The organism is Sorangium sp. So ce1335, assembly GCF_051521615.1.
Lineage (GTDB): Bacteria > Myxococcota_A > Polyangia > Polyangiales > Polyangiaceae > Sorangium.
The window spans coordinates 7500957-7516457 of sequence record NZ_CP150363.1 but is presented as its reverse complement, the minus strand read 5'-3'; the positions used below and the strand labels follow the sequence as shown (position 1 = coordinate 7516457).

Here is a 15501-nt window from a genome sequence, read left to right as displayed (position 1 = left end):
CGGGTCTTCTACCCACGGCGAGGATCAGCGAGCGATCTCGGATCGTCCCATCGACGCCCGGCCCTGGCCCGAGCACGGTTCTGACATTCGAAGAATGCTGACGTGCACAAGGTGCTTGCGGCGCACCCGAGCAGGTCCGTGGCGGAGTCTATTGGGCAGGTCGGCGCGCTCCAATGGTCATGCAGCATGGACCTCATGCACACCGTGCATCGGGGTCTTCCCTGCGAGGCGGCGAGGACGCGCCGGGCTGCGCGCGGGCGCGCTCGATCACGCCCACGGCGCGGTCGTGGGCGAGATCCGCCTGCACCCGGCGAGCCTTGCGGCGAGCAGCGCGGCGAGCCTTGCGGCGAGCCTTGCGGCGAGCAGCGCGGCGGACGACCCGGGGCTGCGGGGCGACGAGGCCGCCATCGACGAACTTTTCTTCCCACCCTGGGGCTCGGGCCTTCCGGGCTCCGTGATGAGCCGGTGCGAGGCGATGACGCCACCGCATGATCGAAACCGCGACTTGCGGGAATCTAGCGCAGCCACCCGTGCGACCTTGATCAGACCTGGTGTGGGCTACCCAGCTTACGCACCGCATCGTCGTGATTTGCCGCGTGCACGGGAAGGTGATCTCCTCGTGAGGAGATGCAGACATATACAGAATCCGCCCCGTTTTCGGCTAAGATGGGCCGCATGATCAAGCAACGAACGATCCTGGCTTCTTGGCTGGCTCTTGCGCTTGTGAACGGCGCTTGCGGCGACGATGGCTCGTCGGGCAGCAGCGACTCTCCCCAGGACACGGGGACCACCGGCGCGGGTGTACAGCAAGGGAGCAGCAGCTCCACAGGCGGCGGCTCATCGCCGGTGGGGACTGGCACGAGCACGGGCACGGACACGGGCAGCAGCTCGGGGACGTCCGGGAGCGGCGGCGCGCCGCCGGATCCAGGCACCGGGGGCAGCGGCGCCGGCGAGCCGACGGCGTGCGACGCGAGCGCGGCGCCCGACGTCGGGAAGATCGCGCTCGCGCCCGTGGTCACCGGCCTCGACAGGCTTGTCTACGCTGCGCAGCCGAAGGGGTCGAGCGACTGGTACCTCGTCCTGCAGTCGGGGAGGATCCGCGTGTTCACGGGCGGCGCGCTGCGCGAGGGGAACTTCCTCGACGTGAGCAGCCAGATCCAGCTCTCCACGGGTGGGTTCGACGACGAGCGCGGGCTCCTCAGCATCGCGTTCCCGCCCGATTACGAGACGAGCAGAAAGTTCTACATCGCGATGACGCCGACCACCGGCTCCAACATGAACCGCGATGTGGTGCTCGAGTACCAGCGCTCGGAGGGCAATCCTTATGTGGCGGACGAGACGCCGACGAAGACGATCCTGCGGCTCGACACCTCCGCGCTCAACCACAACGGCGGCCACGTCATGTTCGGGCCCGACGGCATGCTCTACGTCGGCACGGGCGACGGCGGCGGCAGCTGCGGCAGCGACAAGCCCGGGGCTGCCCAGGACCCGAGCACGCTGTTCGGGAAGATCCTGCGGCTCGATCCGAACGCGCCTGAGCCGTATGCGGCGGCCGGCAATCCGCTCGACGGCAACGCGTCGCGGGTCTGGCATTACGGGATGCGCAATCCCTATCGCTTCAGCTTCGATCGGCTGACAAAGGATCTCTACATCGGCGACGTCGGCCAGGACAGCTATGAAGAGGTCGACTTCGTGCCTGCCGGCGTGAGCGGGCTGAACTTCGGCTGGCCGGCGTTCGAGGGCAAACAGGGCGGTACCTGCCCCAACGGAGGCGCCCTGCGCGCGGGCTCGACGCACACGCCGCCGATCGCCGACTTCGACCGGCGCCGGAACGCGACGGGGCCGTTCCGCGATTACGTGTCGGTGATCGGCGGCTACGTGTACCGCGGCAACGCGCTGCCCCAGCTCCGGGGCGTGTACCTGTTCGGCGACTACACAGGCGAGCGCATGGGCGCGCTCGTCCAGTGCGGCACGCAGACCTCGCCGATCACGCAGATCCTCAAGAACCGCGACCCGAACACGCCGAACGCGCCCGCGTTCTCGCGCCAGGGCGGCCTGCCGGCCTTCGAGGATCTCACCGCGATCGTCGAGGACAACGACGGTGAGCTGTACTTCGTCGCGAACCGCAACAGCCTTGTGAAGCTCGTCCCCGAGATGTGAGCCGCTGCCCGGTGCTGGCCGCGACCGCGCGGCCAGCACCGGTGCCCGCCCCTCAAGGCCCGGGAGGGGGGTAGTTGGCCTCCGTCATCGACTCGATCCAGCGCACGACCGCCTCAACGCCCGCCGCATCGACCTTGTGGGTGCCGATGCGCGGCATCTGCCCCTCGAAGCCGCGCAGCTCCTGGCGGGCGACGAGCAGGCTGCGGGACGGGTCGCCCGGGCGGATGTCGTACCAGTAGCTTGGATCCGTGTTCTCGAGCCCCTCGTACTTGGCGTTGTCGGCAGGGCGCCTGTTGATGCCGGACTGGACGGCGTCCGTCGTCGCCACGCTGCCGAGGTCAGCCGCCTCGAGCCGCAGGTAAAGGCCCGTGTCCCGCGCCGGCGCGTCCACGCTGTCGTTGTGGCAGCTCACGCCGCAGTTCGCGTGCATGTAGCCGAGCGCCTGGCGCTCCACCTCGTTGCCAGGGATCGTCAGGGCGAGGTTGGCCCCGCCGTCGATCAGCCCGACCTCGACGAGCTTCTCGCGCGTGAGCCCCTCGGCGCCCGGGCCGAGCATCAGCGCGTCCCAGCCGAGGACGAAGTCGGCGCGCCCCGAGTGGCACTCCTTGCACTGGTCGCGGTTCGGCACCGTGTGCCCCGTGCCGTACAGATCGGGCACGCCCGTGTCGTTCTGCATCTGGATGGCCTCGCGCCCGTCCTCGGACCACACGTAGCTCGTGTAGAGCCAGCCGTCCGGCGTCTTGCGCAGGAGGCGCGTCTCCGCCAGGCGCATCGCGCCGTCCGCGCCCTGCACCTGGAACTCCTTCCAGAACTGCGTGCCCTCCGGGTACACGAAGTCGTCGGGATTGCTCGCGTCCACCTTCTGGCCCGCCGGGATCGACACGAAGCGACGCTTCGCGGCGCCGTCGCTCCAGAGCTCGATCGCCGGCTTGTACTCGAGGACACCGCACGCGGGCTCGCGCCGGTCGAAGTCGCCGTACAGGCCGGTACAGCGCAGGTCGGCCGGCAGCGCGCCGTCGAGCGGCGGATCGCAGTTCACACCGACGGGCATCACGAACTCGGCGCATCCCGGTCCCGGTCCGCCGCCGCCCGATCCGGCGACCTGCGAGCCGCCCCCGCCGTCGCCCCCGGGGCCGCCGCCGCCTGGCCCGGTGGCGGTCGCGGACGGCCCCTCACCATTTCCCGGATCACACGCCGCCAACAGCAGCGCAAAGAAGAAGGATCCTTTCCCCACAGCGCGAATCAGCATGGGGGCGATTCTGCCACAGAAAGGCCCGCGCGGCGCCGCTCCCGGCGATTCCTCCGAACAAAACAGCGCCGCGGGCCAGGTTGGATCGTGAAGAGAATCTTTTGCTCGAGTTGAAAGCGGAGGTGACGACGGGCGATCCCATCCGATGGTCCATGGGATGAGTCCCCGGCCGGCGGCGTCGAGATCCCTTGTCGATGGAGGCCGCTCGCGGGCGCGGGACTCCATCCCTGTCGGGGGCGTCATCCATCGCAGGGCGACGCGCCTGGGCAGGAGCCCGCGAGTCGCCCGCGATGAGCCGCGGTGACGCGCGCTCGACACGGGGCCACGGCGCCGTCGGGCCCGTCGCGCGGCGCCTGTACAGCGGCCGTCGCCCGGCGCTAGCATGCGCGCGGGCGCGGCGGATCGAGAGGTCGGGCCGGCGGCGCCCGGGCGAACAGCGAGGGAGCGATGGAGCTGACGGTGGTCGACGAGGGCGGCGTGAAGTTCGTGGAAGGCGCGCCGGAACAGGGGTTCATGTCGAGCGTTCGCGACGTCGATCGGGTGATCGAGGCGTGCTTCTCGGACCGCGTGCGCGGCGCGCTCCTCTATGCGCCAAACCTCACGGCCGCCTTCTTCGATCTCAGCTCGGGAGAGGCAGGGGAGATCCTGCAGAAGCTAAGGAACTACTGGATCCGGCTCGCCGTCGTGCGCCTGCCGGGCGACGCGGGCTTCAGCAGCCGGTTCGGAGAGCTGATGGCCGAGGAGCGCCGCGGCCCGTACTTCGGGGTGTTCGAGACGCGCGACGCCGCCGTCGCGTGGCTCCGCGAGACATCGGACGAAGAGGCGGTCTGACCCCGGCCGGCGTCGGGGCGAGCCACGCTCCCCTCGGTCGCGGGGGGCGACCCGCGCCAGCGGGTCGCCCGGAGGGGATCAGTCGCGATCCGGGGCGCCCAGCGGGAAGAACGGGCGGTAGGGACGCGCCTCGTCGATCGCGCGCGCGAAGGAGGGCCGCGCGAGGAGCCGCTGCCGGTAGGCGCGGACGTTCGTGAAGACCTCGCTGATCGGGTGGGCCCAGTCGGCATAGAACAGCGCCGGCCCGGCCGCGCAGTCCGCCAGGCTGAAGGCGCCGCCGGCGGCCCACTCCCGCCCCGCCATCGCGCTGTCGAGCCAGCGATAGGCCGTGTCGAGCAGCTGCCGCGCCTCGCCGACCCCGTGGCGATCGCGGTGCTCCGCGGCGCGGATGGCGTCGCCCACGAGCTTCTGCATCGGCGTCATGATGTAGTTGTCGAAGATGCGGTCCATCATCCGCACGTCGAGCGCGGCGCTCGGGTCCTCCGGGACCATCCGGACGGGCCCCGGGTGATGGAGATCGAGGTACTCGACGATGATGCTCGCCTCCACGACCGTGCGGCCCGCGTCGAGGAGCAGGGGCATGCGCTTGAGCGGCCACAGGGACTCGTGCTCGGCGGACACCTCCGGGTGGTCCGGCGCGAGCATGCGGAGCTCGAAAGGGATGTTGTTCTCGTAGAGCGCTATCAGGACCTTCTGACAGTAAGAAGAGAAGGGATGTGCATAGAGCTTCATGGGGGTCCTTCGGTTCCTTGTTCGTTCTGCTTCCGGATTGCTGACGATCTGAGCTCGTGGCGTCCACCCGGCGCCGCCCGGCCTCGGGGCTGCTGGGCGCCGCCTCGACGGGGAGCGCCTTCGCCGCGCTCCCACCTCTGCATACCCCTCCCGCTGATCGTGGTTGCATATCGTACTCGACCGTTCTCCCGACCCTGTCAAGCGTCCCCGGGAGAGGAGCCCCGGCGATCCGACGGAGGCCGGCGAGGCGGCGGCCCCTGAAATTCAGCGGCGGCCCTCCCGATCGAGCGAGCTCTTGCGTGCGGGACGCAATTCATGAGAATGTGTGCTGTCTACCTTAGCGTCGGGGCAAACAGAGGGGGCGTCGTGCCGGGAGGTTGATCCTCGCGGTAGGGGCGCCGGTGTGCGCCTCGCTCGCGCAACGAACCGTGAGGCAGCCGCGATGAATTTCCCTGTCAATGTGTTGGCCCCTGAGTTGCGTGCGAATCCGTATCCCTATTTCGCCGAGATGCGGCGCGCGAGCCCGGTTTGCCAGGTCGAGCCGGGCGGCATGTGGGCGGTCACTCGGCACGAGGACGTGCTCTTCGTGCTGAAGAACCCGGCGCTCTTCTCGTCCGAGGGCTTCAAGCTGGCGTGGGAGCCGCCCTGGGTGGGGTACAACCCGTTCGCCAACTCGCTCCTGGCCATGGACCCGCCGTCGCACACGCGGCTGCGCGGCCTGATCCACCGCGCGTTCGGGGCCGCCACCGTGGCCCGCAGCGAGCCGCGCCTCCGCGCCGTCGCCGCCGATCTCACGAACAGGCTCGTGGAGGAGACCGACTTCGTCGAGGCCTTCGCGCACCCGCTGCCGGCCTTCGCCATCGGCGAGATCCTCGGGCTCGATCACGCGCTCCACGTCCACTTCAGGCGGTGGGCGGACGAGTTCGTCGCGATAACGCCCGAGGTCCCGAGCCCGGAGGACGCCGCGCGCGTGCGGAAGGCCATCGCGGAGCTGACCGGATACCTCATGGAGGTCATCGAGAAGCGGCGCCGCGCGCCCGTGGACGACACGGTGAGCGATCTCGTGCGCGCCGAGCTCGACGGACAGCGGCTGACGGACGCCGAGATCGTCGAGTTCCTCGTCACGCTGCTGATCGGCGGGCTGGAGACGACGACGCACCTGCTCAGCAACTCGCTCCTGTTCCTCGCCGACAACCCGGACATGATGGATCGGCTGCACGCCGACCCGGGCCTGACAGCCCTCTTCGTCGAGGAGATGCTCCGCTACGACGGCCCGGTCCAGACGCTCCCGCGCATCTCCACGGCGGACGTCGTGCTCTCCGGGGTGACCATCCCGCGCGGCGTGCTGGTGCTCCCGGTCGTGGCCTCCGCCAACCGGGACGAGGCGAAGTTCAAGGATCCGGATCGGTTCGACCTGCACCGCGGCTCGCAGGGAGGGCTCAACTTCGGACACGGTATCCACTACTGCATCGGCGCGGCGCTGGCCCGCATGGAAGCCAGGGTGGCGCTGGAGGCGGTGATCGCGCGGTTCCGGCGCGTCGAGCGCGTCCCGGGCGAGCTCCGGTACAACCGCACGCTCACGGTCCGCGGGCCGATCTCCCTGCCGCTCCGGTTCACCTCGAGGCAGTGAGCGCCGCGCGCCGCTCGTCGTCCGGGGCGAGGTACATCAGGCGCGACACGACGCGGTCGAAGGTGCCGTCCGGATACGGTAGCGCCCGGGCCATGGCGCGCCCGACGCGAGCGGCCGCGCCGGCGCCCGCGGCGCCGGATGTGCGCTGGACCGGGGGTGTGGTACAAGCGGCCGCTGCATGACGGGGCAGCACGGGGGGCACCTCGGCGGGGGCGACGAGGTCGGCGAGCGGGGACGGGCATGAGCCGTTTCGAGGCGGAGAGCGCCGGGAACGGGCTGGATCCGGCCGGCGCCGCGCTCACGGGGGGCGGGGAGATGGGGGCGCTCATCCGCTCGATCGACTGGTCGCAGACGGCGCTCGGCCCGGTCGAGGCGTGGCCCCAGTCGCTGCGCACCGCGCTGTCCATCCTCCTCTCGTCCGATCACCCCATGTTCCTCTGGTGGGGCCGGGAGCTCATCCAGTTCTACAACGACGGCTACCGGCCCATCCTGGGCTCCACGAAGCACCCGGCCGCCATGGGGCAGGCGGGGCGCGAGTGCTGGAAGGAGATCTGGGACGTCATCGAGCCGATGATCGAGAAGGTCTTCTCGGGAGGGGCCACGTACACCCGCGATGGCCTGCTCATCCTCGATCGCAATGGCTTCCTGGAGGAGTGCTACTTCAATTACGGGTATAGCCCCATCCGGGACGAGAGGGGCGCTGTCGCGGGCGTGTTCGTCGCGTGCTCCGAGAGCACCGGGCACATCCTCGGACAGCGGCGGCTGAAGCTCCTCGGGGAGCTCGGGACACGGGCGGCCGACGCCAAGAACGTCGATGACGCCTGCCGCGTGATGATGGCGACCGTCGCGCAGGCCGGGCGCGACCTGCCGTTCGCCCTGCTCTACCTCGTCGATCCGGACGGCGCGCGGGCGTCGCTCGCCGGGACCGCCGGGCTCGATCCGGGGCACGCCGCGGCGCCGGCGGCGCTGCGCCTCGACCCGGCGGCGCTGCGCCTCGACCCGGCGGAGGGCGCTGTGTGGCCGCTCCACCGCGCGCTGCGCGAGGAGGTCGACGTGGACCTGTCGGAGCTGCCAGCGCGCGCCCTCCCGCTCCCGGGCGGGCCGTGGCCGGACGCGGCCCGCCGGGCCGTCGTGCTGCCGCTGCACCGGGCCGGCGGCGGGGGGCCGGCCGGGTTCCTCGTCGCGGGCGTCAGCCCGCGGCTCGTGCTGGACGACGATTACCGCAGCTTCCTGCGGCTCGTGGCCGCGCACGGCGCGACGGCCATCCAGAACGCCCGCGCCAGCGAGCAGGAGCAGCGGAGGCTGCTCGCGCTCGCCGAGATCGACCGCGCCAAGACCGCGTTCTTCAGCAACGTCAGCCACGAGTTCCGCACGCCGCTGACGCTGATCCTCGGGCCGGCGGAGGACGGCCTCCGCGACGCCGAGCAGCCCTTGCCCCCGCGGCAGCGCGAGCGGCTCGCGATCGTCCACCGCAACAGCCTGCGGCTGCTCCGGCTCGTCAACACGCTCCTCGACTTCTCGCGCATCGAGGCGGGGCGCGCCCGGGCCTGCTACCAGCCCACCGAGCTCGGCGCCTTCACCGCCGACGTGGCGAGCTCGTTCCGCTCGCTCCTCGAGCGGGCCGGCCTCTCCCTCGCCGTCGATTGCCCGCCGCTCCCCGAGCCCGCCTACGTCGACCGGGAGCTCTGGGAGAAGATCGTGCTCAACCTCGTCTCGAACGCCTTCAAGTTCACGTTCGCGGGGGGCGTCCGGGTCTCTGTCGAGGCGATCGACGGAATGGCCGTCCTGTCGGTCGCGGACACGGGCACCGGCATCCCCGAGGCGGAGCTGCCGCACCTGTTCGAGCGGTTCCACCGCGTCGAGGGGGCCCGCGGCCGGAGCTACGAGGGCAGCGGCATCGGCCTGGCCCTCGTGCAGGAGCTGGCGAGGCTCCACGGCGGCAGCGTGGCCGTGCAGAGCCGCGTGGGCGAGGGGAGCCGCTTCTCGGTCTCCATCCCGCTCGGGAAGGCGCACCTGCCCGAGGAGCACGTCGAGACGTCCGCGGCGAAGGCCGCGGCGGGGCCCGGCGCGGCGCCCTTCCTCGACGAGGCCGCGCAGTGGCTCCGCGGCGCGCAGGCGCCGTCCGTGCCGCCGCCGCCGGGCGCGATGCCGGCGGCGGGGGAGGGGCCGGCCGTGAAGCTGCCGGGGCACATCCTCGTCGCGGACGACAACGCGGACATGCGCGAGTACGTGCGGCGGCTGCTCGTCGCGGAGGGGTGGACGGTGGAGGCCGCGGCCGACGGCCTGGCCGCGCTGGAGCGCGCGCGCGCCCGCGCCCCGGACCTCGTGCTCACCGACGTGATGATGCCCGGGCTCGACGGCTTCGGCCTGCTGAGGGCGCTGCGCGCCGACGAGCGCACCCGCGGCGTCGCCGTGATGATGCTGTCCGCGCGCGCGGGCGAGGAGGAGCGCGTCGACAGCCTCGAGGCCGGCGCGGACGACTTCCTCGTCAAGCCGTTCTCCGCGAAGGAGCTGCTCGCGCGGGTGCGCATCCACGTGGAGCTCGCGCGGCGCCGGCGCGAGGCCGAGGGGCAGCGCCAGTACCTGAACGACCTGTTCATGCAGGCGCCGGGGCCGATCGCGATCCTGCGCGGGCCGGATCTCGTCTTCGAGGTGGTCAATCCGCTCTACCAGCGGCTCGTCGGCGGGCGCGCGCTCGTGGGCAGGCCGATCCGGGCCGCCCTGCCCGAGCTCGAGGGCCAGCACGTCTGGGACCTCCTGGGCCGCGTGATGCGCACCGGCGAGCCCGTCGTCGGGAAGGAGTTCCTCGTGCGGCTCGACCGCCAGGGCAACGGCGCGACGGAGGAGGTGTTCTTCAACTTCGTGTACCAGCCGATGCGCGACCGCCACGGGACGATCGAGGGCATCTTCGTGTTCGCCTTCGAGGTGACCGACCAGGTGCTCGCCCGCCGCCGCGTGGAGGCGCTCGTGGAGGCGCTGAAGCTCGCCGACCAGCGCAAGGACGAGTTCCTGGCGATGCTCGCGCACGAGCTCCGCAACCCGATGGCCTCCATCAGCCTGTCGCTGTCGCTGCTCGACGACGTGGAGGGCCAGGCGCCCGGGTCGGCGCGCTACAGGGAGATCGCGCGGCGGCAGATGGGCCACCTCGTGCGGCTCGTGGACGATCTGCTCGACGTGTCGCGCATCACGCGCGGCACGGTGGAGCTGCGCCTGGAGGACGTCGATCTCGCGGCGGTGGTGCAGAACGCGGTCGCCGCGGCGCGGCCGGCCGTGCAGGCGCGGCAGCACGAGCTCTCGCTCTCGGTGGGGGCGGGGGATTTCGGCATGCGGGCGGACGCCACGCGGCTGGAGCAGGTGGTGACGAACCTCCTGACCAACGCGGCGAAGTACACGCCGCCGGGGGGCGCGATCTCGGTGCGCCTCTCGCGCGAGGCGGCGGGCGGCGCGCCGGAGGCCGTGCTGCGGGTGCGCGACACGGGGCGCGGCATCCCCGCGGCGATGCTGGAGAAGGTGTTCGAGCTGTTCACGCAGGTCGACCAGACGATCGACAGGAGCACGGGCGGGCTGGGGCTCGGGCTCACGCTGGTGCGGCGGCTCGTGGAGATGCACGGCGGCAGCGTCGTCGCGGCGAGCGACGGGCCGGGGAAGGGCAGCGAGTTCACGGTGCGCCTGCCGCTCGGCGCGGGCGCGGCGCCGCAGCTCGCGGGCCCGGAGGGGCCGGGGCTCGCGTCGCGGGAGGAGCCGCCGAGCACGCTGCGGGCGGAGCCGCGCGCGCCGGCGCGCGCGCAGGGGGCCGAGCGGCGCCGGGTGCTCGTCGTGGAGGACGCGGAGGACGTGCGCCGGGTGCTCCGGGAGTTCCTCGAGGCCCTGGGGCACGAGGTGGCGGTGGCGGCGGACGGGCTCGAGGGCATGGCGAAGCTCCTCTCGCTGCGGCCGGATGTGGCGTTCGTGGACGTCGGCCTTCCCGGCATCGACGGCCACGAGGTGGCCCGCCGGGCGCGGGCCGCGCCGGGCGGCGAGGCGCTCTACCTCGTGGCGCTCTCGGGCTACGGCGGGCCCGAGGACCAGGCCCGATCGAGGCGGGCCGGCTTCGACCTGCACCTGACGAAGCCCGTCGTCGCCGCCACGCTCCAGGAGGTGCTCGCCGGGCGGCGAGGCGACGCGACGTGGAGCGGTGTTCCGACGCGGGTGAGGGAGCCTGTCGATGATCAGGATCCATGAGCTCGCCCGCGGGGCCGCGGCAGCTTCACGGGCGCGGCAGGCGGACGATCTTGGCGCCGGGGCGCGGATCGATCGGGGGCAGCGCGAGCACGAGCCGCTCGATCTGCGGCAGGGCGTGCTGGACCGCGCCCTCGGCCTGGAGCTCCGAGAACGGGCCGGCGTAGGCGAGGATCAGGCGGTAGATGGTCGCGAACGAGCGCGCGTACACGCCGACCTGCTCGTCCTGGCCGACGAACCGGCCGTGAGAGGCGCCCTCGGAGGCCGCCGGGCCCCGCACGCGGTCGATCGCGCGCGCGATCGCGACCTGCCGCCTCCACGCGTTCGGGCTGCGTGAGCCGCGCTCCCGGATCTTCTGGAGGTGGCCGGCGATGGTCCCGCGCTCCACGGGGCCGAGCGACGTGGCCGCGAGCGTCTGCTCGAGCGCGAGGTCGTCGAGCTCGAGCAGATCGATGAGGTTCACCCCGGCGTGCTCCACGTCGTCGGCCCACCGCGCGAGGAGCACCGCATAGTCGACGTCTGCCTCGTCCCGGCGCGGCTCCGACGTCCCCCAGATCACCGGGGAGGTGTCGTCCACGACGACCGCGCCGAGCGCCCCCGCGCGCAGCGCGAGCACCTCCAGCTCGTCGTCCAGGCGGTGCGTCGACCCGCCGTGCGCGGGCCGCAGGCCCGTGATCCCGGTCGAGAGCCCCGCGAAGGACGCGGAGAGCTCCTCGAGGCGCTTCGCGACCTCCTCCGGCTCCCCCGGCGGCTCGGTGAAGCGCGCGACGAGCCGCGCGCCGTTCGGCAGCGCGCACCACGCGGCGCGCGGGTCGGCGGGCGGCTTGCCGCCGATCTCGAGGAGGGCCTCGTCGGCCGACAGCTCGCGCTCCACGAGGGACAGGAATCGAAGCAGCGCAGGATCCATGGCCGGGCAGCCTACTCCAGCTGGCCGGGGTCGAGCGCCCTCGATGCGCCGGCGCACGCGACATCCCCGCCTGGCCCTCGCGACGGCCGAGCTGCTCGACCGCCCGCCCGGGGCGCCGGGCCCTCCTGGCGCCGCCGAGCCGCTTCACGCGCCCCGCGGCCCGGGCGATCCTCGGGGGCATGAGCATCGACCGCGCCGTGCTGGAGCAGCTCGAACGCGTCGGCGGGCGCCTCTCGGAGGCCAAGGCCCTCAAGCTGCTCGACGACATCGCCTGGCCCCGCGAGGTGGAGGAGCGCTTCTTCGCCTCCGGTGAGGGCAGCCTCCCCGAGGTCGAGTACGCCGTCGATCGCGACGGCCTCGCGCGGCGCGTCGCCGAGCTGCGCGAGCTCCTCGGGTCGATCGACGGCGACGCGCCGGCGCTCGAGTGGCTGCGGGACAACGTCCGCGCCCAGATCGCGGCCGCGGAGCTGCTCGAGGCCGCGGGCACCCGCGCGTTCTACGCGCGCTCGCTGGAGCTCTACGGCGGCGCGCGCACGCGGTTCTTCGGGGGCGCGCTCAGCAACATCGACCTCGCCGAGCACCTCACCGACCGCCTGCGCGTCCACGGCTGGGACGAGGCGAGCGACCCCGAGGAGGAGCCGCTCGACGCCGGCGCGCTCCGGGACCAGCTCGCCGCGCGCGTCGCGGCGCGCGAGCCGCCGCTCGCCATCGACGTCACCCTCGACCCGCGCATCACGGCCAAGGTGGTGGCCGGCATGAGCCGGGTGCGCATCCGGCCGGAGGCCACGTTCGCGTCGTGGGAGGCCGAGGGGCTGTGGCACCACGAGGTCGAGACGCACGCGCTCACCGCGCACAACGGCGCGGCGCAGCCGCGGCTGCCGTTCCTGCGCGCGGGGGGCCCGCGCACCACGCGCACGCAGGAGGGGCTCGCGATCTTCGCCGAGCTGTACAGCCGCTCGCTCTCCATCGGGCGCCTCACGCGGCTCGCCGAGCGGGTGCGCCTCGTGGACCTGGCCGAGCAGGGCGCGAGCTTCCTCGACCTGTACAGGCACCTGCGCGCGCGCGGCGCCGGGCGCCGCGACGCCTACTTCGACGCCCAGCGCGTCTGCCGCGGCGGGCTCTGCGAGGGCGGCGCGCCGTTCACCAAGGACGCCTGCTACCTGGCCGGCCTGCTCGAGGTCTACGCCTTCCTCGCCGCGGTCCTGCGCGGCGGGCTGCGGGACGAGGTGGAGCTGCTCGTGTGCGGCCGGATCGCGCTCGAGGACATCGCGGTGCTCGCGGAGCTGCGCGCCGCCGGGGCGCTCGAGCGGCCGCGCTACCTGCCGGGCTGGCTTCGCGCGTGGCAGACGCTGCTGCCGTATTTCGCGTTCACCTCGTTCATGGACGGCATCGACCTCGGCCCTGTGGAGCGGCACTTCCAGGAGCTGCTCCGCGTGGCCGCGGACGCGCGGCCGGCCGGGGCGGGGAGGCGGCGCCGCGGCGGGCCGCGGGAGGCGTGAGCGGCCGCGCTCAGCGCGCCGCGCCCGGCGCGGGGACGCGCGGGGCAGCGGCGCTCGCGCGTCAGTTCGTGAAGCGGACGTTGTCCACGACGTAGGGCCCCGAGCCGGCGTTCACGTTGAGCTCGATCGTCAGCGACACGTCGCTCGGCGACGCGTTCAGCGCGGCGACCGTGGGCGCGGCGAGCGTGAACGCGAAGGTCGAGAACGCGTTCTGGCCGGCGGGGCTCAGGTTGGTCGTCCCGACGAACTGGTTGTGGATTCCGGCGGACGGGATCGAGATCAGCACCGTGACGGCGCCCAGCCAGGAGGGGTTGGGCTGGACGGGCGACGTGAAGAAGTCGAACGCCAGCTTGTTGCCGACCGGCGCGAGGCCCGCGGCGCTGAACGGCGCGCTCTTGATCTGGCTCCACGCGTTCGGCGTCCCGATCCGGAGCGCCCGGATGCCCTCGGTCACCCAGCCCGTGACGAGCGAGAGCGGCGCCTGGGACGACGTCCAGAGGCCCGACCGCTCGAACCCGAGGACCGGATCGCCGACGAGGAAGTCGCGCATCACCTGCTCGCGGTACGGGAGGAACTCGTCCGTGAGCAGGTTCGAGATCTGGAATCGCGTCCTGCCGGGCTCACCGGGGATCGCCTCCGTCACCTCGGAGGTGTGGGTGAAGAAGAAGTTGTTGGCCGGGACCGGCGAGGAGAGGCCGACGTCGATGTTCCCGCCGGCGGCGTCCTCCTTGACGAGGTGGCACCCCGAGCAGGAGATCGTCTGGGCGCGCGCCAGGAGCTGATCGGGCGTCAGCGGGCTGCCGATCGCGGTGAGCTTCTGCTGGATGCCGGTCCTGAAGGTCGACGGGCCGGTGCCGAGCGCGAGCCGGTAGTTGTTCTGATCGACGATGAGGAGGGCCTCCCCGGCGCCGTAGGTGGCTGGCACGAGCGTCGGGTAGTCGAACCGGTTGATGTCCCCCGCGGAGGCGAGCGACTCCACCGCGTTGTCGACGAACCACGACTGGAAGCTCGCCGCCCGGGGGTCGGTCGAGGCGGGGTCGAAGAGCAGCGCGGAGGGGTTGTCGTCGACGTGCGTCGGCACCGCGAGCAACTGGCAATCTTCGCCGGTGCACTGGTGCGAGAGCTTGAACTCCCGGAGCGACCAGTCGTCCTGCGCGAAGGGGGGCGGCCGCAGGAAGTCGTTGACGCGGATCTGCCCGCTGTCCGCGGCGAAGTTGTCGATGTCGATGACGGGCGGAACCCCGGGCAGGCCGTCGAAATAGAAGCCCTGCAGCGCGTCGGCGCGGTCCTGGACGCTCATGCCAGGATCCGACAGCCCCTGCCAGAACTCGACGATCGGGCGGCAGCCCTGCCGGCCCTGGCTGGGGTTCGGGTTGGGCAGCCTGGACTCGAAGATGATGAAGTTGCGCATGCCCCCGTTCGTCTGGGCGTTGCCTCCCCGCCGCGCGAAGACGATGCGGTACTCGCCGCAATCCGCGCCGATCGGGCTCGCGAGATCGAAGCGGTTCACGAGCGTCGTGGCCATGTAGAGCGACTCGGCCGGCGGCGCGGGGAACGGGGTGCTGTCGGCCTCTTGCCCGACGGCGCGGCTGCAGACGACCGGGAAGCCGTTGATGGAGCCGTCGAAGCGCTCCGTGAAGATGCCGTCCACCGTCGCGGGGAAACCGGGGAGAACGACATCGTCGCAGTGCGGGCCGAGGGCGAGCCCCTCGCTGGCCTTCCGGTATGTGTCGAACATCTGGCGGAACATGAGCTCCGGCGTGAGACCCGGGACGTCCGCGTGGTCCACGAGCCGCTGTAACACGCCCTCCAGCGTGAACCCGGACACGATGTCCGTGTCCGTGACGATGAGCGACTTGCGGGGATCGATCGAGAACGGCGACGTGAGCGCCTGCGCGTCCGCGCCGACGGCCTCGGCGACATCGCCGTGCGCGTCGTCCATGGGATCGCTCGCCGCGCAGGAGACCGTCGGAATCGCGAGCGCGAGGAGCGCGGCGCGGCGCGCCCTCCGCCACACCCCGGCGGAGAGGACCTCGCTTCGTGGGCGCGACATCGACGGGGAGCAAGTTGGGCCAGAGACCATGAAACCTCCTGGAAGCACGCGAATCGCGTGCTCGCTGCGCCGGCCTCATCAGCCGACGTCTCGTGGATGCCGCCATGGCGATCGCCCTTCGGATTATTTTGTCCTCGCATGATTTTTATGAAGCCCATCCAGGAGGCGGCTACGGCACCGTATCGGGTTCCGGTACAATAGAATTCCTGTGTCGCTGTCATC

General features: G+C 72.2%; 10 protein-coding genes. 5 read left to right on the top strand and 5 right to left on the bottom strand.

Going from position 1 to position 15501, the window contains the following annotated elements; genetic code table 11:
- Positions 1 to 267: 267 nt before the first annotated feature.
- Complete coding sequence (locus WMF24_RS27675; RefSeq protein ID WP_437730399.1) at positions 268 to 408, bottom strand: hypothetical protein; 141 nt, start codon at positions 406 to 408, stop codon at positions 268 to 270.
- A 267-nt stretch (positions 409 to 675) separates the two neighbouring features.
- On the opposite strand from WMF24_RS27675, the gene WMF24_RS27670 reads away from it, so the two are divergent.
- Positions 676 to 2160 (top strand): PQQ-dependent sugar dehydrogenase, encoded by a 1485-nt coding sequence (locus tag WMF24_RS27670; RefSeq protein ID WP_437730398.1) that lies wholly within the window; start codon positions 676 to 678, stop codon positions 2158 to 2160.
- Positions 2161 to 2212: 52 nt separating this feature from the next.
- Here the strand turns inward: WMF24_RS27670 and WMF24_RS27665 are convergent, their stop codons facing one another.
- On the bottom strand, positions 2213 to 3409 hold the full coding sequence (locus tag WMF24_RS27665) for a hypothetical protein (protein ID WP_437730397.1): 1197 nt from the start codon (positions 3407 to 3409) through the stop codon (positions 2213 to 2215).
- Between the two features lie 447 nt (positions 3410 to 3856).
- On the opposite strand from WMF24_RS27665, the gene WMF24_RS27660 reads away from it, so the two are divergent.
- Positions 3857 to 4240, top strand: a complete 384-nt coding sequence (locus tag WMF24_RS27660; protein ID WP_437730396.1) for a DUF4180 domain-containing protein — start codon at positions 3857 to 3859, stop codon at positions 4238 to 4240.
- Positions 4241 to 4318: 78 nt separating this feature from the next.
- Here the strand turns inward: WMF24_RS27660 and WMF24_RS27655 are convergent, their stop codons facing one another.
- Positions 4319 to 4972: a glutathione S-transferase family protein gene (locus tag WMF24_RS27655; protein ID WP_437730395.1), complete on the bottom strand. Its 654-nt coding sequence runs from the start codon at positions 4970 to 4972 to the stop codon at positions 4319 to 4321.
- 508 nt (positions 4973 to 5480) lie between these two features.
- On the opposite strand from WMF24_RS27655, the gene WMF24_RS27650 reads away from it, so the two are divergent.
- Positions 5481 to 6602: a cytochrome P450 gene (locus WMF24_RS27650; RefSeq protein WP_437730394.1), complete on the top strand. Its 1122-nt coding sequence runs from the start codon at positions 5481 to 5483 to the stop codon at positions 6600 to 6602.
- Positions 6603 to 6842: 240 nt separating this feature from the next.
- Positions 6843 to 10823 carry an ATP-binding protein gene (locus tag WMF24_RS27645; protein ID WP_437730393.1) on the top strand — a complete coding sequence of 1327 codons (3981 nt, stop codon included), beginning with the start codon at positions 6843 to 6845 and terminating at the stop codon, positions 10821 to 10823.
- A 25-nt stretch (positions 10824 to 10848) separates the two neighbouring features.
- Here WMF24_RS27645 and WMF24_RS27640 read toward each other — a convergent pair whose 3' ends face one another.
- Positions 10849 to 11727 (bottom strand): hypothetical protein, encoded by an 879-nt coding sequence (locus WMF24_RS27640; RefSeq protein WP_437730392.1) that lies wholly within the window; start codon positions 11725 to 11727, stop codon positions 10849 to 10851.
- Between the two features lie 179 nt (positions 11728 to 11906).
- Here WMF24_RS27640 and WMF24_RS27635 point away from each other — a divergent pair, with 179 nt between their 5' ends.
- The gene (locus WMF24_RS27635; RefSeq protein WP_437730391.1) at positions 11907 to 13226 is read left to right on the top strand and encodes a flavohemoglobin expression-modulating QEGLA motif protein; all 1320 of its coding nucleotides are present in this window, start codon (positions 11907 to 11909) and stop codon (positions 13224 to 13226) included.
- A 61-nt stretch (positions 13227 to 13287) separates the two neighbouring features.
- Here WMF24_RS27635 and WMF24_RS27630 read toward each other — a convergent pair whose 3' ends face one another.
- Positions 13288 to 15279, bottom strand: coding sequence for a hypothetical protein (locus WMF24_RS27630; RefSeq protein WP_437730390.1), 1992 nt, complete (start codon positions 15277 to 15279; stop codon positions 13288 to 13290).
- Positions 15280 to 15501 lie beyond the last annotated feature (222 nt).